Genomic DNA, 26,939 nt, shown 5'->3' with positions numbered 1-26,939 from the left:
AGGGGCCGATTTGCTCACAACTGCCCCGACTTTTGAGCACCTGTACCGGCTATTCCCCGACTCACCAGACCGCCCCGAAGCGGTCGAGGTACCGGCCAGCGAAGTGCCCGAGCCCTACCAAAAACTGCTCGTCCACACGCACCACATGACGGTCACGGTCGAAGAGTTTTACGGCTCTCCGGTCGATGTCCGCGTCCTGAATTGTCGCCGCGTTGGTAACGAGTACGCCCGGAAGATTCTGCTGTCACTCAAAGAGGACGCGGAGCGCGTGGTGCAGTTCGGCCTCGTGCGAATCAACCTGGGCGTCTGCCCGGAGGCCGTTCGCACCGCGATCATTGAAGGGAAGACCCCACTCGGGCGCGTGCTGATCCAGCACAACATGCTGCGCCGGATCGAACCGCTCGCCTACGTCCGGGTGACGCTCAGCGCTACGATGGCCGAATGGTTCCGCGTTCCTGCTGGGAGCGAAACGTATGGGCGCATCGGGGTCATCTACACGGGCGATCGTCCCGCAGTCGAGGTGCTGGAAATCCTGACGCCGGTCCCGGAGACGAACTGACCGCGTTGGTACAAAAGCTCACGGGCGGCGCGATCAATTCTCGCGCCGCCCGTGAGCTTTTTCGTAGCTCGCTTTCACCCCATCGGGGGGTGATCCTTACCGGGAATTTGCGGCGGAGCGAGCGCCCCCTTGCTGCCGTGAACCAGGGTCACCAAGTCGGGCGCCCCTACCGGAGTCGGAAGCGCGAACAGTTCGCCGTACATGTACCCGCAGCGGGCACCGTGGTAGCCATTCGTCGAGCGGATCAGGTGCTCGACGCGCGCGAACCGGGCCGCGTCGAACTGCGACTCGTAGGCCTTCACGGAGGCGATCTTCAAATCAATGGTGTCGCTAATGTCCACCACGAATTGGCTGTGCCAGTGCCGCTGTTCGGCGTCGAACGGGAACGGCACGTACACCAGGTGCGGTACGCGGTACGGGGACGTTCCCGCGAACCGCTCGTCCCACTTCGTGAGTTGTGAGTAGAACCGAGCCGCTTCCCCGATGAGACCGCCCTGGAGGTGATCTGGTGATGCCGCCGGAGTGCGCCCGGCCGCGATGATGATGATGCCGGGGCGGTAGCGGCGGAACTGTGTGGCGAGCGCGAAGCGAGCTTCGGGGCCGTCCATCAGCACGCGGTTCGGCAACTCGACGTTGACCCGCACCGGCACGTTCAGGACGCGCCGCGCGTCTTCGGCTTCTTTCTTCCGCGTTTCGAGTGACCCGCGCGGGGTCGGCTCGCCGCTCGTGAGGTCAAAGATGCCGACCTTGTACCCCTGTTTCACCAACTTCGCGAGCGTCCCCCCGCACAGGATTTCGAGGTCGTCGGGGTGCGGGGCGACGGCGATCACATCGAGCGATTCCGGCAACGGGTCTTCGGCCACGAGACGTTCTCCGCGGAGTAAAGTGAACACGGAAGTGAGTGTAGTGAGGAATACCCGCCCGGAGCGCACCACTTTCAGGCGGGCAGAAGGCTTGCTGCTCTCTGCTCGGCCGCTATTCTAATTGAGTCCCGGCCAAGTGGCGGAATGGCAGACGCACTCGATTCAAAATCGAGCGCCGCAAGGCGTGTGGGTTCGAGTCCCACCTTGGCCATTTGAACAGATTGTTAGATCAGGACTCCGGGCGACTGAAGTTGCCCGGAGTCCTGCATTTTCTGGGTTCTCGGACGCGCTCCTCTGTGCCAGACAAACAATGCCGGCTACTGACCGCACCGCCTTTTATTGACTTCTCAAAGTCCGCGTCGAAGGTTTGAAGGTAGTAGCCCAGCGCAATTTTCGGTGTTCCCGATCCAAACAGTCACGACATGGATCGGGGTATCAAGCTCGTTCACAATCTATCTCCAGAGCGATCTATTTCGGTCGCAGCTTGCACACAAATTTGATGCTCCTGGTGGGCCTGAATATTCGCCAGAATTTTGAAACATCACGGCCCGTGGCTCTCATCCGTGCCCCACGCGGAACGCAAATTGCTGTCGTGATGTGGACGGTGTCCTGTATTCGAGGGCAGGAGCGAGGCCGGAAATGATGTATCCCGTAACCCCGGACGGGCGGTACTTTGTCGTCCGTGGACGCCTCTGGCGGATGACTAACCCGGCACTCGCGGCGGACGAGCGCGAGCGCCTGATGGGAGACCTGGGACGAGCCCGCGCGGTACTGCGTAGGTCCGCCCACGCGCCGGAAGCGAACCGGCGCCGGGCGCGGCGCCAGGTTCAGACCGCGAAAGTGGGCCTCGGTGAGCGCGGGCCGGTTTGGTGGGCGGATGGCGCGCCGGACTACAACCGGCACATGGCGGTCAACACACCATACCGAGAGTGGTACCAGGGGTTAAAACTTGCCGTGTGAACGCGCCGTGTCCCGCCCTAAACGAACATGGAGCGGGGTGCGATTCCGACGTATCCCGGAGGTAATTGCGATTCAACCACGGCCGAGAGGTCCGAGCGCCAGCGCCCGAAGTTGTCGTTCGCGTACACTACCGGCGCGCCGGCCCGCTTCGCGTGCCGTTTCAGTTCGGCCAGCCGGTCGGCGGCGGAAGCCACGAACCGGAGCAATTGGTCGGCTTCCGGGAAATCAAGCGGGTTGATGACGTCGACCAGAACCAGGCCCCCGGACTGCGGTCCGGCGCGCTCCCGTTTAAATTCTCGCTCGTACCGGGCACAGCTCGCTCCTCGGGTAGCAAACCGCGTCCCCGCTCGGCGGCAGCAAAGTGGCCGTCACTACTGTCGAAGCCGGACGGCGCAGCGTTTGCCAAAGACCTCATGTCCGCATTCAACGCTGGGAGCAATGGCCCCTTCGGCGCCCAGCGCCCCCGCCACCGGGCCACATCGGGACCGACCGGGCTACTACCGAGCGATCGGCCGAGAGCGGGGACCGCGTGTTCGGAGCGAGCCGTAACCCGGTCGGGAAGGCGGGCACCGGCTGTTCCAGAGCAATTTCTTCTGCAAAAGGCTGGTGACTAACGCCTCGATCGTCCGCATGCGGACGATCGAGGCGCGGCGGCCGGGACGGTGTCAACGCGACGTCTTCTTTACCGTAGTAGCCCAGCGTCTTCACGGTCACTCTTTCGGCCTGGCCCGCGCTTCGCAGGAACGACCCACAGCCCGCCCGACCGGGGACAGCGGTCCACTTCTGCAACATTTGCGCCCCCGGCACGACATTGGCGGAAACGCGGTTCATCCCGACACCGCACGGATCAAATTGGTCCGCGGTGCCTCGAACCGGCGGCGCGTATCGATCGTTTGAGAAGTCGGGTTCCCGGAGAATGTGAACGGTGGGACGAAAACCAGTGCCCCCGCGCCGCACGGGCGCCCCACCCGGCGCACCGTTGAGTGGCCGCCACGAGCCAGTAAAATGCCCCCTCAGCACACCGATCACACGTTCGATCCCGTGACCGCACCGTAATGACCCGCCCGGTAGAGGATTCGGTGATTAACAGCGCCCCAGTCAACATCCTGCTCGTCGACGACCGGCCGGAAAACCTGCTCGCCCTGGAGACCGTGCTCAGCGCCCTCGGCCAGACGCTCGTCCGCGCCGGCTCCGGCGAAGAAGCACTCCAGCGGGTGCTCGAGACCGACTTCGCGGTCGTTCTCCTCGACGTCCAAATGCCCGATCTGTCCGGGTTCGAGGTGGCCGAGCGGATCCGCGCCCGCAGCCGGCACACGCCCATCATTTTCCTCGGCCCCGACACGGGCACCGACTTCCCGATCGAGAAAGCCTACGCGCTCGGGGCCGTGGACTACCTGGTCGCACCGCTCGTTCCCGTTATCCTGCGGGCGAAGGTGTCGGTGTTCGTCGAGCTGGCCCACCGCACCCGCGAGGCCCGCGGGGCCGAGCGGCTCCAGCTCTGGCAGACGACGCTGGCCAGCATCGGTGACGGTGTCATCGCCACCGACGCGGCCGGGCGCGTGACGTTCCTCAACCCGGTGGCCGAACACCTCACCGGGTGGCCGACCACCGACGCCCGCGGGCGCCCGCTCAACGAGGTGTTCCGCATCGTCAACGAGACGACCCGAAAGGAAGTCGAGAACCCGGCCCTCCGGGCGCTCCGAACCGGGACGATCGTCGGGCTGGCGAACCACACGATCCTCATCGCCCGCGACGGCACCGAGCGGCCGATCGACGACTCGGCGGCGCCCATCCGGTGGGAGGACGGGACCGTCGACGGCGCGGTGCTGGTGTTCCGCGACATCACCGAGCGCAAAAAGGCCGAGGGCGCCCGGGCGCGCCTGGCGGCCATCGTCGAGTCGTCCGACGACGCCATCGTCGGCATGGACCTGGACGGCACCATCCGCTCGTGGAACTACGGGGCCGAGCGGGTGTTCGGGTACCCCGCGGCCGAGGCCGTCGGGAAGTCGATCACCCTCGTCGTCCCACCCGACCGGCTCGACGAGGAGCGGGCCATCCTGGAGCGCCTGGACCGTGGGGAGCGGATCGAGCACTTCGAGACACAGCGGGTACGGAAGGGCGGCCGCCGGCTGGACGTGTCACTGACTCTCTCTCCCGTCCGGGACGCCGAGGGGCACATCATCGGGGTGTCCAAGATCGCCCGCGACGTGACCGCCGCCAAGCGGGTCGAGCGCGCCCGGGCGTCCGCGCTCCAGGCCGGTGAGGTCGGCACGTACCACTGGGACGTCACCGCCGACCGCGTCACGGGGGACCGCAACTTCGCCGCCCTCTTCGGGGTCGCCGCCGACGAACACGCCTCGGCCCCGGTGGGCGACTTCCTGGCCGCAATCCACCCCGACGACCGGGAGCGGGTGGGCGCGGAGATCCGGCGCACGCTCGATACCGACGCGCCGTTCCGCAGCGAGTACCGGGTGACCGGGCCGGGCGGGGAGCGGTGGCTGCTCGCGCGCGGGGCCGTCGAGCGGGCCGCGGGCGGTGGGGCCGTCGGGTGGGCCGGGGTGGTAGTAGACGTTACCGACCGGAAGCGGGCCGAGGGCGCCCTGGCCGCCAGCCGCGCGCGCCTCGATTACGCGGTCCGAGCGTCCGGGATCGGGTTCTGGTACTGCGACCTGCCGTTCGACGTCCTCCAGTGGGACGAGCGGGTCAAGGCGCACTTCTGGCTGCCGCCCGACGCCCGCGTCACGATCGACACGTTCTACGAGCGCATCCACCCGGACGACCGCGGGCCGACCCGGGCGGCCATCGAGCGCAGCGTGGCCGAGCGCACCGGCTACGACGTCCACTACCGCACGGTGGACCCGGAGACGGGGGCCGAGAAGTGGGTCCGGGCGATCGGGGGAACCTACTACGACGGGGCCGGCGCGCCGAAGCGGTTCGATGGAGTGACCCTGGACGTCACCGACCAGCGCCGGGCCGAGGCCGCGCTCCGCGAGAGCAACGACCGGTTCGCTATCGTCGCCCGCGCGACCAACGACGCGGTGTGGGACTGGGACATGCGGACCAACGCGGTCTGGTGGAACGAGGGCGCCGGCGCGCTGTTCGGGTACCGCCCGGGGGACGTGGGCGCGGACGCCACGTGGTGGTACGAGCACATCCACCCGGGCGACCGGGACCGGGTGGTCACCGGGATCCACGCGGTCATCGACCGCGGCGGCGCGAACTGGTCCGACGAGTACCGGTTCCGGCGGGCCGACGGCACCTACGCCGCCGTCCTCGACCGCGGGTACGCGATCCACGAGGACGGTAAGACGGTCCGCCTGGTCGGGGCGATGCAGGACATAACCGAGCGCCGCAGAGCCGAGGAGCAATTGCGCGAGAGCGAGCAGCGGTTCCGGTCCCTGTTCGAGTCGATGGACGAGGGGTACTGCGTGGTCGAACCGGTGCTCGACGGGGCGGGCCGGGCGGTCGACTACCGCTACCTGCTGGTCAACCCGGCCCTCGAAGCCCACACCGGGTTACGAAACGTCGTCGGCAAGACGGCGCGCGAGGTGATGCCCGCCCACGAGGGCCACTGGATCGAGGCCTACGCACGGGTGGCCGAGACCGGCGAGCCGTTCCGCCGGACCGACCGGGTGACCGACCTCGACCGGTGGTACGACGTGTCCGCGTTCCGGGTCGGCCGGCCCGGGGGCCGGCAGGTGGGCGTGCTGTTCACCGACATCTCGGACCGCAAGCGGTCCGAGGCGCAGTTGCGGGAGAAGGACGAGCGCTTTCAGCTCTTGATCGACCGGGCGCGGGACTACGCGGTGGTGGTCACCGACCGGGACGGGCGGTTGATCGAGTGGGCCGGCGGGGCCGAGGGCATCACCGGGTTCGCCCCCGCCGACGTGCTCGGGGGGCCGGCCGACGTGCTCTTCACCCCCGAGGACCGGGCGGCCGGGGCGCCCGCGCGGGAGATGGAGCAGGCGGCCCGCGAGGGGCGCGCGGAGGACAAGCGGTGGCACGCGCGCAAGGACGGGAGCCAGTTCTTCGCCGACGGGGTCATGGTTCCGCTACGAGGGGACGACGGGGCCCTGCACGGGTTCGGTAAGGTGTTCCGGGACGTGACCGCTCGCAAACGGGCGGAAGAGGCGGTGCAGTTCCTGGCCGATGCCAGCGCGAGTCTGGCCGAACTGGTGGACTACCAGAGCACCCTCAACCGGATCGCGAACCTGGCCGTCGCCGGGTTCGCCGACTGGTGCGTGGTCGACATGATCGGCGAGGACGGCACGCGCGAGCGCCTGGCGGTCACCGCCTCGGAACCCGAAGACGTGTCCGCCGCCCGAAACGCGGCGTTCCGACCGGACGGTGATGTGGCGGGTGTCGTCCCGCACGTGCTGCGAACGGGCGAACCGGAAGTGGTGCCCGACCTGGCCGAAATCGACCCGGCCACGGCCCCGCAGGGACCGGAGCGGGTCGCGAAACTACGAGAACTGGGGGTCCGCTCGTACCTGTGCGTGCCGCTCGTGTCCCGGGGCCGGGCGATCGGCGGGATGACGTTCCTCAGCTCGTCCCCCCGCCGCCGGTTCGGGCCGGAGGAGCTGCGCGTGGCCCAGAACCTGGCCGAGCGGGTGACCGTCGCGATCGAGAACGCCCGGCTCTACCGCACGCTCCAGGAACAGGACCGGCGCAAGGACGAGTTCCTCGCCACGCTCGCGCACGAGCTGCGGAACCCGCTCGCCCCGGTGCGCAACGGGGTGCAGATCCTGCGACTGGGCGGGGCGACCGGGGAGGCCGCCGGGCGCGCCCTGACCATGATGGACCGGCAGCTCGGGCACATGGCCCACCTAGTCGACGACCTGATGGACGTGGCCCGGGTGTCGAGCGGTAAGGTGGTACTGCGGAAGGAGCCGGTCCCCCTGCGGGCCGTGGTCGACGCCGCGGTGGAGACGAGCCGGCAAGCGGTGGAGGCCGGCGGGCACGAGTTGGCCCTGCGAATGCCGGCCGAGCCGCTCCCCTTGAACGTTGACCGCACTCGGCTGGTACAGGCGCTCGCGAACCTGCTGAACAACGCCGCCAAGTACACGCTCCCGGGCGGGCGGATCGTGCTGTCCGCCCAGCGCGACGGGGGCGACGCAGTGGTGCGGGTAGCGGACACCGGGGTGGGCATCCCGGCGGACATGCTCCCAAAGGTGTTCGAGATGTTCGCCCAAGTGGGTACGTCCCTTGAGCGGAGCCAGGGCGGGCTGGGGATCGGGCTGACGCTGGTCAAGCGGTTGGTCGAGATGCACGGCGGGAGCGTGCGTGCGGAGAGCCCCGGTCCCGGCCGCGGGAGCACGTTCACGGTCCGCCTGCCGCTGGCCCCCGCCCCTGCCCCGGCCCCCGCGGTCGCACAGGCGGCGGGAACCGGCGCAGCGGGGCGCCCGCTCGGCATTCTGGTGGTGGACGATAACCGGGACGCGGCAGACAGCATGGCCATGCTACTGGAGATGCGGGGGCACCAGGTGCGGACCGCGCACGACGGCCCCGACGCTCTGAAGGTGCTCGCCACCTTCCGGCCCCAACTCATTCTGCTCGACCTCGGGCTGCCGGGGATGAGCGGGTACGAGGTCGCGCGCCGCATCCGCGAGAGCGCCGAGTTGCAGGGCGTGACGCTCGCGGCACTCACCGGATGGGGGCAAGAGGAGGACCGGCGCCGGACCCGGGAGGCGGGGTTCGACCACCACCTGACGAAACCGGCCGACCCGGGCGAGCTGGATCGCATCGTGGCCGGGGCGCAGGCGAGGGGGTGACCCGGGCAACACAAGCATTTGCGTTCGACCACGGGATCAAAATCATCTTCAGAAACGCGCGCCCCAGGCAGCACAGATGACGCTCGCCCCTGGAGGGGCCGAAGGCGGGCCTGACAATCGCCACAAGGGGCGGATCGGTGCCCCGGGCCACGTGGCCCGCGGGACCGAGAAGCACACCGCTCAAAAGCCGTGGGGATCGGTTCCCGTGAACTAACCCCGGCCCATTCCTTCTTGCTCGACCGCGAGGACGGCGCGTAGCTCGTGAGCGGGTGGGGCGCCCCGTTCATGCCCCTCAAGGGGTACAACAAAAACACCCAAGCCGCGTGCTCGAACCGCGTTCGCACCCCTGATCCCATTAGCCCGGCCATTGATGCGTTATTAGCCCCGTTTCGCGATCCATGTCGCTACCAATCGAGCCGCGACCGCAAGGGCGTGGGGCTTCCCGTGCGTTGAACGCGACCACCAACGGGAGCCCCTCCCGCTCCCTCGCGGTCGCGGCCCGCGACCAGGAAACTGATGTGTCATTAGACCATCTGATTCGTCCACATCCCGTTCGGCTAAACCAATTTTTAAACATCTTTCCGCTCATAATTTCAATGCGATCAGCAGGTCATTTGGATCGCAATTTGCTCATGCCTAGCCGCCTGATTCACAACTCGCGTTAGCACCTCGAGCAGGATGGCCGATATGACCCAGCCGAAGAACCCTCCCGTCGAGAGTAGGGGCGGCGAAACGCACCAGACCGCGCAGGACGGCGCCCCGGTTCTCACCACCCAGCAAGGCGTCCCCGTTTCCGACGATCAGAACACGCTCCGGGCCGGCCCACGCGGGCCGGCGCTACTCGAGGACTTCCACTTCCGCGAGAAGATCTTCCACTTCGATCACGAGCGCATCCCCGAGCGCGTGGTCCACGCCCGCGGGTTCGGGGCGCACGGGTACTTCGAGAGCAACGGCGAACTGGAAGCGGTGAGCCGGGCCGCGGTGTTCAAGAAGGGCGAGAAGACGCCGACGTTTGTGCGGTTCTCGACCGTCGCCGGCAGCAAGGGCTCGGCCGACCTCGCGCGCGACGTCCGCGGGTTCGCCACCAAGTTCTACACGAAGGAGGGGAACTGGGATCTCGTCGGCAACAACATCCCGGTGTTCTTCATCCAGGACCCGATGAAGTTCCCGGACATGGTCCACGCCTTTAAGGAGGAGCCGGACCGCGGGTTCCCCCAAGCGGCCACCGCGCACGACAACGCCTGGGACTTCATCTCCCTCACGCCCGAGGCCATGCACATGGTCATGTGGGTCATGTCCGACCGGGGCATCCCGCGCTCGTTCCGGTTCATGGAAGGGTTCGGGGTCCACACGTTCCGCCTGGTAGACGCACAGGGCAAGTCCACGTTCGTGAAGTTCCACTGGAAGCCGAAACTGGGGTTGCAGTCGGTGGTGTGGAACGAGGCCGTGAAGATCAACGGGGCCGACCCGGACTTCCACCGCCGCGACCTGTGGAACGCGATCGAGGCGGGCGCCTTCCCGGAGTGGGAACTGGGGGTGCAACTGTTCGACGACGAGTTCGCCAAAGCGTTCGAGTTCGATGTCCTGGACCCGACCAAGATCATCCCCGAGGAGCAGGTGCCGGTGAAGATCGTGGGCCGCATGGTGCTTGACCGCCGGGTGGACAACTTCTTCGCCGAGACCGAGCAGGTCGCGTTCTGCACTCAGAACGTGGTGCCCGGGATCGACTTCAGCGACGACCCGCTCTTGCAGGGGCGCAACTTCTCGTACCTGGACACGCAACTGAAGCGGCTCGGGAGCCCCAACTTCACGCACATCCCGATCAACGCCCCGAAGTGCCCGGTGATGAACTTCCAGCAGGACGGGCACATGGCGATGCGCAACCCCAAAGGGCGCGCGAACTACGAGCCCAACTCGTGGGGCGCGGAGGGCGGCCCGCGCGAGTCACCCGAGAAGGGGTACAAGAGTTTCCCCGAGCCGGTCGGGGGGACCAAGGTGCGGGCGCGGTCGGAGACGTTTTCGGATCACTACAGCCAGGCCCGGCAGTTCTACATCAGTCAGACCCTGCTCGAGCAGACCCACATCGCCAGCGCGCTCGTGTTTGAACTGAGCAAGGTCGAGACCGTGGCCATCCGAGCGCGGATGGTCTCGCACCTGTTGAACATCGACGCCGGGCTCGCCGACGCGGTGGCCAAGGGGCTGCGGTTGAAGGAAATGCCGAAACCGGCCCCGGCCGCGAAGCCGACGCGCCGGGACCTGAAGCCGTCGGACAAGCTGAGCATCCTCAAGAACGGTCCCAAGAGTTTCGCCGGGCGCAAGGTCGGCGCGCTGGTCACCGACGGGGTCGATGCCGACGTCCTGGCGGCCCTCAGTAAGGCGCTGAAGGCCGAAGGCGCGACGCTGGTGCTCGTCGCCCCGGAGGTGGGCGGGGTCAAGGACTCGGCCGGCACCTGGCACGACGCGGACGAGAAACTCGAGGGCGGGCCGTCGGTCCTGTTCGACGCCGTCGCACTCTTACCGTCCACGGACGGGGCGACGGCACTGGCCCAGTTGCCGGCGGTCCGGGACTTCGTCGCGGACGCGACCGCCCACCGGAAGTTCATCGGCTACGCGGTGCCCGCCGCGGCGCTGTTCGAGAAGGTGGGGGTCGCGCGGGACGAGGGGTTCGTGCCATTGAATAAGGCAGGCGACTGCGATGCGTTCGTCGCGGCGTGCCGCAAACTCCGCTTCTGGGACCGCGCCGCCGCGCAACGGTAACCCGGTGCCTTCGGGCCGGGAGCCGTCCGCGCGCCCGGCCCTGTTTCGCCTTTCGTTTGGTACCTGTGAGAGCAACCACAATGACTCACGACCGACGCTCCGTCCTCGCCACCATCGGGCTGGCGCTCCCGTTCGGCATCGGCACCCGATTTGCCTCGGCCGTACCCCCACACGGACCGGCGCCCGTTCTCCGCCTGCGCCCCTTCGAGGAGGCCGTGCGCGAGGCGTTCGAGGTCGGCTCGCGTTCGCTACCCGTAGACGTTCCGGGCGAGGGGCGCCCGTGTCGCCGCATCGAGATCGGCCACTCCGAAGGGGTTCTTGCCGGCGTGCAAGGGTGCCACAACGACCGGCCCTTCGCGGGATTCCCGGTGGCGCACCTGCGGATCGTTCGGCTCGGCTCCGGTCCCGGACCGATCGTTCACGGCGTCCGCCTGTACGTGGCCACGGTCGATGTCGCCCTGACCGAGGGGCGGGAAGGCGCGCTCCCGAGTCGCCCACTGAACTTCGCGATACTTCCCCCCGCGCCGGTCCTCACCACGGGCAGCGCGTCAACCGATGAGTTCGCCCCGAAGCCCCGGCCCGGCCGCCCGAAGGGACAAGGAGCGGGCTCATCCCTCCGGACCGGTTGTTAAGACTTGTTGGCCCGGAACACGGTCTCGAACTCGGCCCACGAAATGGCCCCGTCACCGTCCCTGTCTACCTCGCCCATGATCCCCTTCGCCCACGCCCACCGGGTGAGCGCGCTGCCGATCCCGGCGTCCGATAGCAGCACCTTCAGCTCGTCTTTATCGATCGCGCCACTGTCGTTGGAGTCGTAATGTGCGAACGCGGCCCTGTAGTCACCACCGAACCGGCCGCGGACCAGGGTCGTCACCTTGTCGTCGATCTCCTGCTTCTGTTGCTCGCCGGCCATAGCCACCCCCGTTAGTGCGTTTCAAACAGACCGCGATTCGGTCAGAGGGTTTCGATTCCACGCAATCCGGGTGCCACGGCACGCGCCCTTCTACCCGCCTTCCCGTTCGCCACGCTCACCGCATTCCTGGGAACCGAAACACCCCGGTTGCCCCCCCCTCAATGCGATGCCTATCAGTCGTCGTTTCACGAGGCGTTCCGGGTGGAACTGTACGATGCGCTCCCTCCTCCTGGCGCAAACGTGCTCGACGTCCCCTGTGGGAACGGGTTCTACTCCCAGCGCCTGGTGTGCATCAGCGCCGTTTACCTCGCCCGCCCGCGAAGACCGAGGTACGAGATGATTGGATACGTGGCGTATTTCGTGGGATTAGTACGTGTCCGCTCAGCGAACAGATGAACTCAGCGGAATCGAGCCCAGCAACCGCCGGACCTCGTCGAGGTCCACGGGTTTGACGAGGTGATAGTTGAATCCCGCCTCTTGCGACTTTCGCCGGTCTTCTTCCTGACCGTACCCGGTCATCGCGATCAGCGTCGTGGTCCCGAGGTCCGGGAGTTGGCGCACCCGGCGCGCCACCTCGTACCCGTCCATGCGCGGGAGCCCGATGTCGAGGAGAATGATCTCCGGTGAATGGGCCTGTACCTCGCGCAGCGCGGCCGGTCCGTCGTGAGCCGTCCAGACGTTGTGACCCGCGAGGGCGAGCACTTCGGCCAAACTCTCGGCCGAATCGACATTATCATCCACGATCAGCAGCCGGCGCGCGGGTTCAACTGTGGAGCGCGGGGCGCCCCGTTCGTTGGCTCCCTTTGTACAGGTCGGCAGCGCGGGCAGGCGAACGACGAACTCGCTCCCGAGTCCCGGTCCGTCGCTGAACGCGCGGGCGGTGCCGCCGTGGAGCTCGACCAAGCTGCGGACCAACGTCAGTCCGATCCCGAGCCCGCCCTGCGCCCGATCGAGGGTCCGGTTCTCCTGGGTGAACAGGTCGAAGACGCGGAGCAGCATGTCCGGCGCCAGCCCGATCCCGGTGTCACGGACGCGGACCACGGCTTCGTCGCCCTCACGGGAAACGGAGAGCCAAATGCGCCCGCCGTCGTCCGTGTATTTCGCGGCGTTATTAAGCAGATTACCCAGAATCTGGGTGAGCCGCGTCGGGTCCGCGTCCAGGTGAATCGGTTCCGAAGGAACGGAAACGTTGATGTCGTGGCGCCGGGCGTCGATCAGCGGGCGCGCCATTTCGAGGGCGCGGTCGATCGCGTCCGCGAGGACCACCGGCTCCGTCCGCAGTTCAACCGTCCCACGGGTGAAGCGCGAGACGTCGAGCAGGTCGTCCACCATGTGAGCCATTTGCCCCACCTGGCGGCCCAGCATTTCGGTCAACCGCGTAACAACGGGGTCGTGGGTGTAAGTCGCCCGAAGGATCTGAACGGCGTTCCGCACGGGGGCGAGCGGGTTGCGTAGTTCGTGAGCCAACATTGCCAGGAACTCGTCCTTACGGCGATCGGCCTCGGCCAATTCCCCGACCCGCAAGCGCAGTTCCGCGTCCAGTTGCTTTCGCTCGGCCGCCGTCCCGATAATGTCGGCCAGTGCCCGGACGCACTGGATTTCGTCCGGGGTGAATCGGTGCGGGGCGCGCGTGTAGACGCCCAACAATCCGAACGGCCGGTTCCGTCGACCGGGGATTCGGACGACGAGCCCGCGCGCGACTTTTTGGTCCCGAAGGTACGCTTCGAGCGCGAACCGCGGGTCGCCATCGGGTTCCCCGAGAACGGCCGACTCGGAGTCGAGGACCGCGAGAATGCGCGGGGTCTCCGCGGCTTGAAAAACGGGTCCGGACGACTCCGGCCACCCGGTGCCCGCGAGCCTAGCCCACCCCGCGCCGCCCGGTTGGAGCTCAAGAACCTCGGCGCAGTCCGCTCCGATGGTTTCCGTCAGGTGGCCCACCGACTCGCCGCACAACACGGCAACGTCGTGGCCCGCGAGTGCCGAACGTGCCGAACTCGCGACCGCCGCTTGCTGGCGCCCGCGCGCCCGGAGCTCGGCGTCCCGAACCACCCGCTCCGTCACGTCTTCGATCAGCGTGAGCGTGCCGAGGACACTTCCGTCGGTCACGAGCGGGAGGATGCGCGCCGATTGCTGCATCCGCCCCCGTTCGGCCCCAACAATGGGCGTCGGCATCGGGAGCACGTAGGTGTGGAAGCGCTGAGAAAGGATGGCCGTTTGGCCCGCGAGAACCTGCCGAAAGTACCGGTCCAGCCCGCGCGCCGGCAAATCGGGAAAGAGGTCGAACAGCTTCCGGCCCAGAACCTCTTCGGCCGCCAGCCCGCTCTGGCGCTCGAGCCACCGGTTCCAACCGGTGACGGTCAGCTCCGTGTCGGTGGCGAGCAGCCCCCAATCGCCGACGGCATCGAGTTGGCTCAGAAATCCCGCCGAGAGCCCCATCGGTTCCCCTACACGTATTAGCCGCGCGCCCGACGCCCGCTAGGAATGAGTAACCCGCTCCGCCCACTCCTCGATCGCTTGGACGAACAGGTCCAGCGAACTCACCCCCAGCACCAGAACCATGCACCCGGTCACCTCGCTCGCGCGCACGCGGAACCGCGCACCGACGAGCAGCGCGTGCCGGATCTCGTCCTCCCCGATGACCAGGGAATCGAGCATCGAGCCGAGCGAATCCAGGTGGAGCCGCGGGACCGCGAACGTGAACCGCACCTGGAGCAGGTCACCGAACACGCCGAGGCACGCGTTGAGCAAGATGTTCCCGACCTCGGCAAGTACCTCGCGGGCCGAAGCGCCCATCTGCGTGGTCGGCGCGCCGGCGTCGGCCAGCAGCCCGACGAGTTTGGCCGCCCCTTCGATGTCCAGCAGGAGAAATGCGTCGCCCGAAACCGGCCCCCCGAAAATCTGGTGGACGGTCGCCACTTCCCCGCGGACGAACCGACCGAGTGCGGGGAGCAACCCACTAATCGGGTGCGCGGACACTTCCGGTACCGCGAGTTCGACCCGGTTCCCGGTGATCTCCGACAGTGCGGCCGCCGTCCGCGAGAAGGCAATGTTCACCAGCTCCGTCACGGCGTCTTTCTGGCCCTCGGTGAGCGTCACTTCGCGCCCCCCTGCCCGACCAGGGCGGCGTCGACGGCCCGGAGGACCGTTTCCGCGCTCAGCGGCTTCGACACGAACCCGGACGCGCCCCCGGTCTCGGCCAGCGCGCGCGTGGAGCTTTGAACGTCCGCGGTGGCCATTACGACCACGGCCGCGGAGTCCATCACCCTGAGCTGGCGGAGCACTTCCAGCCCGTCCATTTCGTTCATCGTCACGTCGAGCAGAACGAGGTCCGGCTTGTCGAGCGCGTACCGCTCCAGCGCGGTCAGCCCGTCCGCGACGTCGGCCACCGAGTGGCCCGCGCCTTCCAAGATGCGGCGGGACACGCGCCGCGACAGGGCGGAATCGTCCACGACCAGAATTCGTGCCATCAGAGCGCTCCCAGAATCACTTCGGTCATTCTATTCAGCGGGACGACGCGGTCACTCAACCCGGCCTCGGCCACCGAGCGCGGCATACCGTAAACGACGCACGTCTCCTCGGCCTCCGTGAACACGCGCCCGCCCTGGGCCTTGATCCACGCGGCGCCCTGGGTTCCGTCCGAACCCATTCCGGTGAGCACGACCGCGAGCACGCGGTCCCCGTACACTTCGGCGGCGGACCGGAACAGCACGTCCACGGCCGGCCGGTGGGTCGTGTCGAGGGGCCGTAGCCCGAGCCGGGCGACAACCGCCCCGTCCGCCCGGCGGACGCACGACAGGTGGTACCCGGCCGGGGCCAGGAGCGCGAGCCCGGGGCGAAACACGTCCCCCTCTTGCGCCTCGGCCACTTTCACTTGAGACACCTCACCCAAGCTCCGAGCAAAGAGCTCGGTGTACCCCACCGGCATGTGCAGAACCATCGCGATCGGGATCGGAAAATCGGTCGGGAATTGGGGAACGATCCGCTTCAGCGCCTGGGGGCCGCCGGTCGAAACACCGATCAGCAAAACGTCAGTTTTTCCGGCTTTTGGAGTCGCACGGGGTGCCGCGGTCTGGGGGCGCGATTCGTTCACCAGCGCGGGCACGCGCGCCGCGGCGACCGCTTTGACCGTTGCCACCAGGTCGTCGGCGATCTCAAACACCTTGTCGGTCGCGAGCGCGGTCGGCTTCTGCACGACGTCCACGGCCCCGGCGTCGAGTGCCTGCATGACCAACTCGCCGCTCTCGCTGGCGGCACTCAGGACGATCACGGGAACCGGGCGCCGGCTCATTTGCTTCTTCAGAAAGTCCAGCCCGTCGGACCTCGGCATGTGGAGGTCGAGGGTCACGACATCGGGCCGGAGCTGTTCGACCAGTTCCAGCGCCTCCTCCCCATCGCGTGCCGCGCCGACGACCTCGATGAAGGGGCTGCGCGACAGCATCTGGCGCACGGCCTTGCGGACGTAAGCCGAGTCGTCCACGATTAAAACCTTCACGACGTCGTTCACAAACTCCTCCGGTGCGATCAGCGCTTCACGTACACGAACGCCCGTCCAACTTCTTCCAGTTGAAAGGCGGTCGTCGCCCGGAGCAGCGATTCCGAGACGCCCGGGAACAAAAACCCGGGGCTCGGCATCCGATCCGCGAATCCGCGCACGACCCGCGCGACGGTCGCGGCCGAGAAGTAGATGAAAACGTTCCGACAAAAGATGAACGGCGCGGTCGCCAAGTTAGTTGTCGAAGCCGGGTCCAGCAAGTTCGCGGTGACGAACTTGATACGAGCGTGCAAATCCGGGGCCACTTTCGACCCACCGGCCGTGGGCGTGAAGTATTTCTCGCGGAGTTCGGGCGGCAATGCGCGAAACGACCGCTCACGATACACCCCCCCCGCGGCCTTCTCGAGTGCGGCCGGACTTATGTCGCTGGCCCACACTTCGATGTCCGCCCGGCCGAACCACCCGGCTTCGTTCAACGCGATCGCGATGCTGAGCGGCTCCTCCCCGGTCGCGCACGCGGCCGACCACACCCGCACCGGTCCGCGCCCGGCCGATACGTGTTGCGGAACGAGTACATCGACCAGCGCGCGGACCTGATCGAGTTCGCGCCAGAAATAGGTCTCTTGAACGGAGAGCGCGTCCGTGAGGCGCGGCCACTCCTCGTCCGAGCCGGGGCCGTACTTCAGCAAGTAGTAGTAGTCGAGGAACGACGTCAGGTTCAGCGCACGGAGCCGGTCCCCGACCTTCCCGGCCAACAGGCCGCGCTTGTCGTCGTCGAACGAAACGCCGATCCGGTCGCGGATGATGTCCCGCAGGATGATGAACGTGCCGACCGGTAAATCGATCTCGTCGCCCCCGGGCTTCATACCCCTCCCCACTTGACCCGCGGTCGGTGCCGCCCGTCCACATTAACAGATCCTACTTCGTTCCGCCCCTGCGCGGTCGGGGGGCGGGGGCGGTTCGTCCCAGTTTGTTCGTGAGTGCGGTCAGTGCAACCGTGCGCGCCCGCAAGCCGTCCGCGGCCCGGTGCGACTCCTGGACGCCCCGGGCCGTGCGCTCGGTGACGTCGCGGATCTCGACGAGCGCCCGCTGAATCGCCTCCCCCGCCGTCGAGTGCTCCCGGTTGGCGCGCGTGATGAGGGCCATCTGTTTGGAGACGTGTTCCGCAGCGACCGTCATGTCTTTCGTGGCCCGGCTCTGCTCGCCAATGGCCTGGGCCACTTGCCCGGACTGCCGGCGCATGTCTTCGACGGCCTTCGCCACCTGGTTCGAGGCGGTGGCCTGTTCACTCATGGCCCGCGTGACGTCCCCGATGAGCCGGACGAGCCGGTCCACCTCGCGCGCGACCTCGTCGGCGGCCGTGGCCTGCTCCGCGACCGCCCGGGCGGTATTGGCCGCGCCTTTTCTCATCGACATCAGGGCCTGCGTGAGCTGGCCGGCGCCCGCCGCCTGTTCGCCGGTCGCGTTGCGAACCTGCTGGGCCAGGGTGCGGGTCGCCTGACCGGATTTAATGATGTCGCGCGCCGCGCGCCCCTGCTCGCCCATCGCCTGGGACACTTGCCGCGCGATCTTCCGCATCTGCCCGGTCGCTTGAACGATCCCCTGCGCCGCGCGCGTCTGTTCCGCGGACGCGATCGCGGCTTGCCGGGCCTGGGTCACCGTCGTGTTAATTCCCGTAACGACCTGGTGCCCGGCCTGGAGCTGCTCGTCGGAGGCCCGCGCGATCTGGGCGACGAGTTGGCTCGTCCCCTGCACCCCGCCGAGAATCTTCTTCAGCCCGGCCATGCCGTCTTCGGCGAGCTGGCCGCTCTCCTGGGCCACTTTCGCGCCCTCGTTGGACGTGGCGACGGCGTCCTGGACCGCGTCCTGCAGCCCCCGGACGATCGCGGCGATGTCGGCGGTGGCCTGGGCCGCGCGGTTGGCGAGGTTCCGAATCTCCTCGGCGACAACGGCGAACCCGCGCCCGGCTTCGCCGGCCCGGGCGGCCTCGATCGATGCGTTCAGCGACAGGAGGTTGGTCCGCTCGGCGATCATGTTGATGGTCGACACGATCCCGCCGATCTCTCCCGCCCGTTTGCCCATTTCCTTGATCGCGCCCGCCGACTGGGTCATGGAGTCGCGGACCCGGCTCAACCCGTTGATCGACTTCTGCACCGCGGCGCCGCCGTCCTCGGCGTCCCGGGCGACCCGGCGCGTCACCTCGTCCGCCTGCTTCGCCAGCTCCGCGACGGCGTGGATGGACCGGTCGAGCTGGGTGGCGCTCGTCGCCGCCGCGCCCGCGACTTCCGTGATCTTCTCGGCGTTCTGGGCCACGACCGCGGCCGACCGCGCGACCTGTTCGATGCCGGTCGCGACCCCCTCGACCTCGGCGGTCAGGCTCTCGGCCGTGGCCGCCATCTGCTCCGTGGAGGACGCCATCTCGTTGATGGCCGACGCCGCGGTCTCGGCCGCGGTGGTCATCTCGTCGGCGCTCTTGGCCACGCCCTGAATCGACCGGGCCATCTCCTCGACGGCGGTCCCGCTCTCCTCGACGGACGCGGCCAGGGCACTCGTGTCGTCGCTGACGCCCTTGACCGACGCCGCCACTTCCACGACGGCGGCGCGCACCTCGGCCGCCGCCGTCGCCATCTCCTGGGCCTTTCCGGTCACCCCCTGAATGGACGCGGCCGTTTCTTCCATAGCGGCCGCGGTCTCGGTCAGGGCCGTGTTGAACTGCACGGTGTTGGCGTTCACCTGCTCGATGGACGCGGCCATTTCGTTGACGGACGAGGCCAGCTCCTCCATCGAATTGGCGACCGCGGCGGCCTGCCCCGCGGTTTCCTTGAGGGACGCCGCGGTCTCGTTCGCCGAACTGGTGGCGTCCCCGAGGGACTGAGTTTGGGCCGTCGTGCCACTCAGAGTTTGTGCGGCGATTCGCGTCAACTCGTCGATCGCGGAAACGACGCCCTCGGTCTCTTCTCGGAGGCGCCCGATATCGATGGACTCGGTGGCCATGTGGATCTCCGGTGTATCGGTTCGTGGGGAAGCCCGTGCGTGCGGGCCGTCAGTGTTCGGGGGGGGCGACCGCTGTTGGGCCGCCGGTGTGGTTCAGCACTTCCGCGACGTTCAGGATCAGCACCACGCGGGCGCCGACCGTGGCGATGCCGCTCAGATAGTTCCCGCTCGTCCCGGCCAGGCCCTCGGGCGGCGGTTGAATCGCGTCCAGTGGGATGTTCACGAACTCGCGGGCCGAATCGACGATCAGCCCCACCGCGCGGTCCGCGTGCGCGACCACGATCAGGCGCGTTTTCGGGTCGTAAGCCGCGCGCGCGAACCCGAACCGGCACCGGAGGTTGATCGCGGGGACCACGCGCCCGCGCGAGAACACGACCCCGTCCAGGAACGCCGGCGCGTTCGGAACCGGGGTGACGTGCTCGATCATTTCCATCCGCTGAACGCTGGCGCTCGGGACCGCATAAGCGGTTCCCGCCAGCTCGAACAGGATGTACGGTTCGGAGGTCGCCACGATCAAGGGCTCCAGCGAGTCAGTGGAGGCGCCGGCGCGCCCGGGCGTACCGGGCGAGGCCGACCGCGTCGAGAATCAGGATGGCCCGGCCGTCGCCGAGCTCGGTCGCCCCCGCCAGCCCGGGCACCTGCACCAGCGGGTCCGACAACTGGCGCACGACGATCTCGCGCAGTCCGACCACGCGATCGACGGCGAGGGCGATCGCGTGCCGCCCCTCGCCCACCACGAGCACCGGGAACTCGGTCGTCGGTCGGGGGGCGCGGAACATGTCGGTCAGGTGCAAGAGCGGGAGCACGCGCCCGTGGTGCCGGATCAGTTCGTTGTTTTCGAGTGCGGTGACGGCGCCCGGCTCGACCAACACGACCTCGCGCACGGCGGCCTGCGGCGCGGCATACGTTTGGGAACCAACGGTGACAATCAGGGCGTCGGCAATGGCCAGGGTTAATGGTAACCGGGCGGTGAACCGGGTTCCGCGCCCGGGGCGGGTCACCAAATCGAGCGCCCCGCCCAGTTCCTCGACCGCGCGCCGGACCACGTCCATCCCGACCCCGCGCCCGCTCACCCGGTCGGCCGCGTCTTGAGTCGAAAAACCGGGCGCGCAAATCAGGTCCAGCACCGCACCCGGATCGGCCCAGCCGCCGGGCGGTACGAGCCCCGCGGCCCGGGCACGCGCGAACACCCGCTCGGGGTCGATCCCGCGCCCGTCGTCTTCGACCTCGACCACGACCGCCCCGCCCGCCGCCGTTGCCCGTAAATCGATCCGCCCGCACGCGGGCTTCCCGGCCGCGATCCGGTCCGCGGTCGGCTCCAACCCGTGACTGACCGCGTTCCGCACCAGGTGCAGGAGCGGGTCGGCGAGCCGCTCGACCACGAACTTGTCGATCTCGGTCCCCTCGCCGGTCAAAACGAGTTCGATTTCCTGACCGGTTTCGCGGGTCAGATCGCGCACGACGAACCGCATCCGCGTGAACACGTCCCGCACGGGAACGAGTCGGACCCGCATCACCCCGTCGCGAAGCGCGCGCAACTGGCGCTCGACGGTCAGGCTGGTCTCTTGCAACTCGCGCCGCTCGGCCCCCGGGAGCAGCGCGGTGACCCGTTCCAGTGCGCTGTCGAGCCGAGCCCGCGTGATGACCAGTTCCCCGACCGTTCGCATCAGTTCGTCGAGTTTCCCCAAATCGACGCGGACGATGTTACTGGGCGCGAGGGGCGCGGAACGGGGCGGTTCGATAGCCGACTTGGGCTCCGGCTCGGGAGGAGCATGAGACTCCACACTCATCCCGTCGCCGACGAAGCGCGATGAGAATTCCGCGTCCGAACTGGCCACAAGGAAACGGAACGAGATCCCCCCGCCGGGAACGGTCACCGGTTCGGCGCGGACGATCTGCCCGGCGGCCCGCAGGCGCTCGCGGACCGTACCGACGTTGACCCCGCGCTCGGCCAAACCGGGTGTCGGGACAAACGTGACCCACCAAACTCGACTCCCCGCGCGAATCGCATCGCGCACGGGGTCCGGGTCGTCCGGGACCGAACGCGCGGGCGGTTGGTGCCCGGCGTCGCTCTGATTTCCGGTTGCTGTAGCCCCCTTCCCGGGGGCCGTGAGCGCCGTCACCCGTGCGATCAGCGGGCCGATCTCGGGCGGCGGGAACCCGTCCCTTCGGGCGCCGATCACCTCTTCGAGTGCTTTAACCCCGGCAACGAGGGCGTCCGCGCCCGTGGGGGTTAATGACACGAGGCTCTTGCGAATCGCCCCGAGGTATTCTTCCAGGTGGTGGGCGAGTTGCTCCGCCTCCCGTACCGCGGCGATCCCCGACAGCCCTTTAATTGTGTGGAAGTGTCGAAACAGACCGTCGAAGTCCTCGCGCCGGGCCGCGGCGGGGTTCGTTTCGAGCCGGAGCAACAGCCGGCGCGCCCCGGTCAGGTGCTCATCGCACTCGACCAAGTAGTCAGGGAACAGGTCATCTGTTTCGGTCCGGTCGTTCGTGGGCACAGAATTCTTGCCGCCGTGTGACCCCGGTCTCTGGACGCGACCCCGCCAGAAGCGAATGAGATAAAGGCTACTCCAAAGTGACTAATTTACCCAGGCGCCAAAGCCATAACCCGACACCACGCCCCGAGTCGAACCCACACGGCCTCTGCAATCGATTTAATCCGCACAGTCGAGGCTCACGACGACCGCGTGCGAGGCCATCGACACGTTCTCCAATAACTGTTAGGCTGATCCCTTTATCCGAGCGAGTGCCGAGCACGCAACGTCATCCGCGGGCGCCCGTGAACACAACTTCCACCAGCCTACTGGAGCGCCTCCGGCACCCCGCACCCGCCGACACCGACTGGCGCCGCCTGCACGATTTGTACCGCCCGTTGATTCGGGCGTGGCTCACCCGAATTCCGGGCCTCACACGCGAGATCGACGACCTGACCCAAGACGTGTTCGTCGTGGTCGTTCGGGAACTGCCCGAGTTCCACCGTCAGCGGCACGGGTCGTTCCGGGCGTGGCTCCGGCAGGTGACCGTCAACCGCGTGCGGGCGTGGCGGCGAACCTACCGGTCGGTGGCGCCGGACGATTTCCGCGGTGCGGACGGTTACCTGTCCCAACTCGAAGACCCGGCGAGCCCGCTCGCCCACCAGTGGGACCGGGAGCACGACCGGCACGTTTTCGACAGGCTCCTCGCCGCCGTTCGTCCCGATTTCACCCCGCCGACGTGGGAGGCGTTCCGCCTGTTTGCCCTGGGGGAGGGGACCGCAACAGAGGTCGCCGAGCAAACGGGCCTGTCCGTGAACGCTGTTATCGTAGCCAAATCGCGCGTCCTCAAGCGCTTGCGAGAAGAAGCGGCCGATCTCATCGATTGAGCCCGCGGATTCGCGACATGTTCGTACCCCTCCGCGCCTTTCCTCTTTGTTGGCCGATCTCTGCCCGGTACCGGAGCCCGACGATGGACGCCGAAGCTGCTCTTCACCCGACCGATGACACGCTGGCCGCGTTCGGGTTCGGGAAGTTAGCGGACGCCGATGCCGACACGATCGCGAACCACGTCGAGGGGTGTTCGACCTGCCGCGACCGGGTCGCGGGGCTCTCGGGCGACAGCTTCCTCGGTCGATTGAGGGCGGCCCAGGGGCGCGACGGAACCCCGGCCCCGAACGGGTCCTCAACGGTAGTCGCTCGGGACGGGCGCCCGACCCCGTGGCCGGGCGCGACGAGTGACGAAGCGGTCCCCTCGGAGCTCGCGAACCACCCGCAGTACGAAGACGTGCGGGAACTCGGGAAGGGCGGGATGGGGGTCGTCTACCTCGCGCGGAATCGGCTGCTGGACCGGATCGAGGTTCTCAAAGTGGCGAACCGGGCGCTGCTCGCGGCCCCCGGAGTGACCGAACGGTTCCTGCAAGAGATCCGGGCCGCCGCTCAGCTCCGGCACCCGAACGTGGTCGCCGCTTACGCGGCCCTGGAAATCGATCCGCTGCTCGTGTTCGCAATGGAGTACGTCGCGGGGGACGATCTGGACAAGGTGGTCAAAGCGGGCGGGCCGTTGCCGGTGGCGAGCGCCTGCTCCTACGCGCACCAGGTCGCTCTCGGGCTCCAGCACGCCCACGAAAAGGGGATGGTTCACCGCGACATTAAACCGCACAACCTGATCCTCGCTCAAGAGGGTAACACCGCGGTCGTAAAGATCCTCGACTTCGGGCTCGCCAAGGTGACGAGCGAGAAGGCCGACAGCGGGCTGACGGGCGACGGGAAGATGCTCGGCACCCCGCACTACATCGCCCCGGAGCAGACCCTCGATGCGAGCCGGGCCGATGTCCGGGCCGACGTCTACAGCCTCGGCTGCACGTTGTACTTTTTGCTCACGGGCAAGCCGCCGTTCAGCGGCACCAGTGTGTTCGAGGTGCTCCAGGCTCACCACTCAACAGAGGCGCATCCGGTCCACCATGTTCGGCCGGACGTGCCGGAGGGGGTGTCCGCGATCGTCGCGAAAATGATGCGCAAGAAACCGGTCGACCGGTACCAAACTCCGGTCGAGGTCGCGAACGCTCTCGTCCCGTTCTTCAACCCGGGCCGGCCCTCGATCTCACCGGACCGGTCCGGGTCGGCGGTTGGATTGGGGGTTCCGCCCACCGGTTCGTGGCCCGAACTAAATGTTGCTCCCACTCTGCCGGTCCCGTCCGTAGCCGAAGAACCCGACCCGGGCACGGCGGAGGCGCACGCGCTCAAGTCGGCGCGGCGGACCCCGTGGGTGTTGTGGGCCGCGATCGTCGCCGGGGGGCTATGTGCCGGGACGGTCGGCGCGTGGGGCGCGGGCTTGTTCAAAGTGAAGACGGCGGACGGGACGATCGTGCTGGAGAACCTGCCGGACGGGGCGGACGTGTTCGTGGACGGGGAGCGCGTGACGGTGACTTGGGGCGACGGCCAGAAAGCGGAGGTCCGCGTCCGCCCCGGCACACGAAAGGTGGAGATCAAGAAGGACGGCGTTACGGTCCGCGGGGAGGAGGTCGAGATCGAGGACGGGAAACGCCGTATCGTGACCGCGAAACTCGAGCCGGTGGCGCCACCCGTGCCACCGGAACAAGGGAAGCAAGTGCCGGTGGTGAAGGGGAAAGAGCCACCAGTTAAAGGTGACGGCTACGTCGCACTGTTCAATGGCAAGGATCTCACGGGCTGGGAGACCCGTAAATTTGGACCCGCAAACCGCCGCCCGCCGTGGGAGGTTGCGGACGGCGTACTGACCGCGCGCTTTGATGTCTTCGGTTCTTGGGGCGCCCTCCTCACCGAGAAGAGCGATTACCAGAACTTTCGATTCCGCGTGCAGATGACCACCATAGAGGGGGACGGGTGGGCCGGGTCCATGCTCTACCTGTGGCGCGAAAGGAATTGGTACCGCGCCCAGATCGGATCGGCTACGGGGCGCGACGTTGCGGAAACGGGAGTGATACAGCACGGGAACCTGCGCGTGACGCCCAAACTACCCGTGCGGTTCCGCACCGGCGAGTGGTTTACGCAGGAAGTCGTGGTCGAGGGCAAACACATCAGCGTGTACATCAACAACGTACTGACGACGGAACACGTGCTCGCTGAACAGCCGCAGCCCGGGCGCCTCGGGCTCTCAGTGTCCGGTATCGGAACGATGCGAATTCGTCGGATGGGGGTCAAGGAACTGCCCCCGCCGAAGACGAGCAATCAGAAGTGACCCTGCTGCGCGTGCCGGAGCCGAGAGTAGGAACTTTAACACAGTTCGTGTGCCGCGCAACTGGTTTCATAACCTCGGGCGAGATCGCTGATCCCGAACGCGACGGACGAATGATCGACCCTTTCAAGTTGCGACCGCGCTCGATACGTTTACCGCACTCCCACCGCACCACCTGTGGTATTCCCGCAAATCCGCGGCGATTCTCGCACGCGGTGAGCGGCCCTGCAACGGTGGTGAAGGGGCTTGAATGCGGGCGTTTCGGGACACATCGTCCGCCCCTTCGAGGCCCTCCCGTTAATCCCGAGGTGTCCGCTGACGCTCGCTTCGGATGTGCGCCGCTTGCAGCGGAACCCGCTCGCGGGCGCGCCCGTGTTTCAAGGGGAATTCCTGCTCCGATCAACACAACTCATCGCGACTGAAAACTGACCGAAATACGCTTCACTTCTCTGTTGCTGCGCGGCATACTGAGCCCCATCCTACCCGCCCGACTCGCAACCCTCCCACCCACGCGAGCCCGCCCGATGTTGTCCCTTTTTACGCGCGAGGCGTCACGCCTCTGCGATCGTGTTTCCCGTCGCGAAGCGCTCACCATCGGTTCCCTCGGCGCCTTCGGCCTCACGCTCCCGGGTCTGCTCCACGCCCGAGCAAAAGATGCGGATCGCGCGCGCGCCCCGGGTGCCAAAAAGAAGAGCGTCATTCTGCTGTTCCTGCTCGGCGCGCCCCCGCAACAAGAAACGTGGGACCCGAAGCCGGACGCGCCCGCGGAAGCGCGCGGGGACATGGGCGTGATCCGCACCGCGACGCCCGGCCTCGTCGTCGGCGAGACGATGGTGAAGACGAGTCGCCTCACGGAGAGGATCGCGGTCCTCCGCGCGTGTCAGACCAACGACAGCGCCCACAGCGCCAGCGGCTACTACATGACCACCGGCTACCCGCACCAGCCGATGCAGGTGGAGAACGCGAAGCCGGGCGCGCCCAACGACTGGCCGAGCATCGGGGGCGTGGTGCGGAAAATCTTGCAACCGCACTGCACGCTGCCCGCATCGGTCACGCTCCCGGAGCAGAGCGCGAACGACGGTAATCTCACGTGGCCCGGTCAAGACGGCGGGTTCCTCGGGCGCGGATCGGACCCGTGGCTCGTCACGTGCGCGCCCGAGTTGGGGAAATTCGAGGTGCCGGGTTTGTCGCTCCCGCCCGAGGTACCGACCGCGCGCTTTCACGGGCGCAAGGGGCTACTCGAAGCCCTGGGGCAAACGGTCGCTCACCGGCACACCGCACCGGGCGAGGTTGGCACGCACACGCAGCGCGCCTTCGAGATGATTTCGTCCCCCGCGGCGCGCAAGGCGTTCGACCTCGACTCCGAAGACGTGAAGACGCGCGACCGCTACGGGCGCTCGCGGTTCGGGCAGTCGTGCTTGCTAGCGCGCCGAATGGTCGAGTCCGGCGTGCCCCTCGTTCGCGTGAACTGGACGCGGGTGGCGAACGCCCCGAACAACGGGCACTGGGACACGCACACCAACAACTCCGAGGGCGTGCGCAAGCTGATGCCGGTGCTCGACACGGCGTACAGCGCCCTGCTCGAAGACCTGTCGGACCGCGGGATGCTCGAAGACACGCTGGTGGTGTGGATGGCCGAGTTCGGGCGCACCCCGAAAATTAATGGAGCCGGCGGACGCGACCACTGGGGGCCGTGCTTCTCGGTCGCGCTCGCGGGAGGTGGGGTGAAGGGAGGGGTCGTGTACGGCTCCAGCGACAAACTCGCGGCGTACCCGAAGGACGGCCGCGTGCTGCCGCAAGACCTGCACGCCACGATCTACCACTCACTGGGCATCCCGCTTGATACCGAGATTCAGGACGGTCTCGGGCGCCCGCTCGCGATCTGCCGCGGTGAACCGGTGAAGCAGATTCTGGGGTGACGCTCCAGCCGGGCGAAGCA

19 protein-coding genes and 1 tRNA gene are annotated in these 26,939 nt (G+C 67.7%); 9 read left to right on the top strand and 11 right to left on the bottom strand.

Annotated features, from left to right (window positions below):
- Positions 1-10 precede the first annotated feature (10 nt).
- Entirely contained in the window at positions 11-559 is a 549-nt protein-coding gene (locus J8F10_RS04175) for a hypothetical protein (protein ID WP_210652604.1), read from the top strand.
- 74 nt (positions 560-633) lie between these two features.
- Here the strand turns inward: J8F10_RS04175 and J8F10_RS04170 are convergent, their stop codons facing one another.
- A complete protein-coding gene (locus J8F10_RS04170) occupies positions 634-1,422 on the bottom strand; it encodes a PIG-L family deacetylase (RefSeq protein WP_210652603.1) in 789 nt (262 codons plus the stop codon).
- A 130-nt stretch (positions 1,423-1,552) separates the two neighbouring features.
- On the opposite strand from J8F10_RS04170, the gene J8F10_RS04165 reads away from it, so the two are divergent.
- Both J8F10_RS04165 and J8F10_RS04160 read left to right on the top strand, forming a co-directional pair.
- Positions 1,553-1,633, top strand: a tRNA-Leu gene (locus tag J8F10_RS04165).
- Positions 1,634-2,064: 431 nt separating this feature from the next.
- The gene (locus J8F10_RS04160) at positions 2,065-2,382 is read left to right on the top strand and encodes a hypothetical protein (protein ID WP_390891130.1); all 318 of its coding nucleotides are present in this window, start codon (positions 2,065-2,067) and stop codon (positions 2,380-2,382) included.
- 17 nt (positions 2,383-2,399) lie between these two features.
- Here the strand turns inward: J8F10_RS04160 and J8F10_RS04155 are convergent, their stop codons facing one another.
- Positions 2,400-2,588 (bottom strand): hypothetical protein, encoded by a 189-nt coding sequence (locus J8F10_RS04155; RefSeq protein WP_210652602.1) that lies wholly within the window; start codon positions 2,586-2,588, stop codon positions 2,400-2,402.
- A gap of 849 nt (positions 2,589-3,437) precedes the next feature.
- Between J8F10_RS04155 and J8F10_RS38405 the strand changes: the two genes are divergently transcribed.
- From J8F10_RS38405 to J8F10_RS04120, 3 genes are all read left to right on the top strand, one after another.
- Positions 3,438-8,153, top strand: a complete 4,716-nt coding sequence (locus J8F10_RS38405) for a PAS domain S-box protein (RefSeq protein ID WP_246522881.1) — start codon at positions 3,438-3,440, stop codon at positions 8,151-8,153.
- 687 nt (positions 8,154-8,840) lie between these two features.
- Positions 8,841-10,910 (top strand): catalase, encoded by a 2,070-nt coding sequence (locus J8F10_RS04125; RefSeq protein ID WP_315854065.1) that lies wholly within the window; start codon positions 8,841-8,843, stop codon positions 10,908-10,910.
- Positions 10,911-10,990: 80 nt separating this feature from the next.
- Entirely contained in the window at positions 10,991-11,542 is a 552-nt protein-coding gene (locus J8F10_RS04120; RefSeq protein WP_210652600.1) for a hypothetical protein, read from the top strand.
- Here the strand turns inward: J8F10_RS04120 and J8F10_RS04115 are convergent.
- The 9 genes from J8F10_RS04115 to J8F10_RS04075 all read right to left on the bottom strand — a co-directional run bounded on the left by J8F10_RS04115 (position 11,539) and on the right by J8F10_RS04075 (position 21,810).
- Positions 11,539-11,823 (bottom strand): EF-hand domain-containing protein, encoded by a 285-nt coding sequence (locus tag J8F10_RS04115; RefSeq protein ID WP_210652599.1) that lies wholly within the window; start codon positions 11,821-11,823, stop codon positions 11,539-11,541. The genes J8F10_RS04120 and J8F10_RS04115 overlap by 4 nt on opposite strands.
- A 381-nt stretch (positions 11,824-12,204) precedes the next feature.
- Complete coding sequence (locus tag J8F10_RS04110; protein WP_210652598.1) at positions 12,205-14,259, bottom strand: hybrid sensor histidine kinase/response regulator; 2,055 nt, start codon at positions 14,257-14,259, stop codon at positions 12,205-12,207.
- A 39-nt stretch (positions 14,260-14,298) separates the two neighbouring features.
- Positions 14,299-14,919 carry a chemotaxis protein CheC gene (locus J8F10_RS04105; RefSeq protein ID WP_210652597.1) on the bottom strand — a complete coding sequence of 207 codons (621 nt, stop codon included), beginning with the start codon at positions 14,917-14,919 and terminating at the stop codon, positions 14,299-14,301.
- Positions 14,916-15,290 (bottom strand): response regulator, encoded by a 375-nt coding sequence (locus J8F10_RS04100; protein ID WP_210652596.1) that lies wholly within the window; start codon positions 15,288-15,290, stop codon positions 14,916-14,918. The genes J8F10_RS04105 and J8F10_RS04100 overlap by 4 nt, the downstream gene beginning before the upstream one ends.
- Positions 15,290-16,327: a chemotaxis-specific protein-glutamate methyltransferase CheB gene (gene cheB, locus J8F10_RS04095; protein WP_210652595.1), complete on the bottom strand. Its 1,038-nt coding sequence runs from the start codon at positions 16,325-16,327 to the stop codon at positions 15,290-15,292. Before cheB ends, J8F10_RS04100 begins: the two co-directional genes overlap by 1 nt.
- A 17-nt stretch (positions 16,328-16,344) precedes the next feature.
- Positions 16,345-17,181, bottom strand: coding sequence for a CheR family methyltransferase (locus J8F10_RS04090; protein ID WP_210652594.1), 837 nt, complete (start codon positions 17,179-17,181; stop codon positions 16,345-16,347).
- A 52-nt stretch (positions 17,182-17,233) separates the two neighbouring features.
- Positions 17,234-19,309, bottom strand: a complete 2,076-nt coding sequence (locus J8F10_RS04085) for a methyl-accepting chemotaxis protein (RefSeq protein WP_210652593.1) — start codon at positions 19,307-19,309, stop codon at positions 17,234-17,236.
- A 49-nt stretch (positions 19,310-19,358) separates the two neighbouring features.
- Complete coding sequence (locus J8F10_RS04080; protein ID WP_210652592.1) at positions 19,359-19,820, bottom strand: chemotaxis protein CheW; 462 nt, start codon at positions 19,818-19,820, stop codon at positions 19,359-19,361.
- A gap of 19 nt (positions 19,821-19,839) precedes the next feature.
- Positions 19,840-21,810: a chemotaxis protein CheA gene (locus tag J8F10_RS04075; protein WP_210652591.1), complete on the bottom strand. Its 1,971-nt coding sequence runs from the start codon at positions 21,808-21,810 to the stop codon at positions 19,840-19,842.
- A gap of 281 nt (positions 21,811-22,091) precedes the next feature.
- Here J8F10_RS04075 and J8F10_RS04070 point away from each other — a divergent pair, with 281 nt between their 5' ends.
- From J8F10_RS04070 to J8F10_RS04060, 3 genes are all read left to right on the top strand, one after another.
- A complete protein-coding gene (locus J8F10_RS04070; protein WP_210652590.1) occupies positions 22,092-22,673 on the top strand; it encodes an RNA polymerase sigma factor in 582 nt (193 codons plus the stop codon).
- Positions 22,674-22,756: 83 nt separating this feature from the next.
- Positions 22,757-25,003, top strand: a complete 2,247-nt coding sequence (locus J8F10_RS04065) for a protein kinase domain-containing protein (RefSeq protein WP_210652589.1) — start codon at positions 22,757-22,759, stop codon at positions 25,001-25,003.
- A 521-nt stretch (positions 25,004-25,524) separates the two neighbouring features.
- A complete protein-coding gene (locus tag J8F10_RS04060; protein ID WP_246522880.1) occupies positions 25,525-26,919 on the top strand; it encodes a DUF1501 domain-containing protein in 1,395 nt (464 codons plus the stop codon).
- Positions 26,920-26,939 lie beyond the last annotated feature (20 nt).

Source organism: Gemmata palustris, assembly GCF_017939745.1.
In the GTDB taxonomy this organism is placed as follows: domain Bacteria; phylum Planctomycetota; class Planctomycetia; order Gemmatales; family Gemmataceae; genus Gemmata; species Gemmata palustris.
The sequence above is the reverse complement of the archived record's forward strand: the minus strand, read 5'-3'. Positions and strand labels throughout refer to the sequence as shown.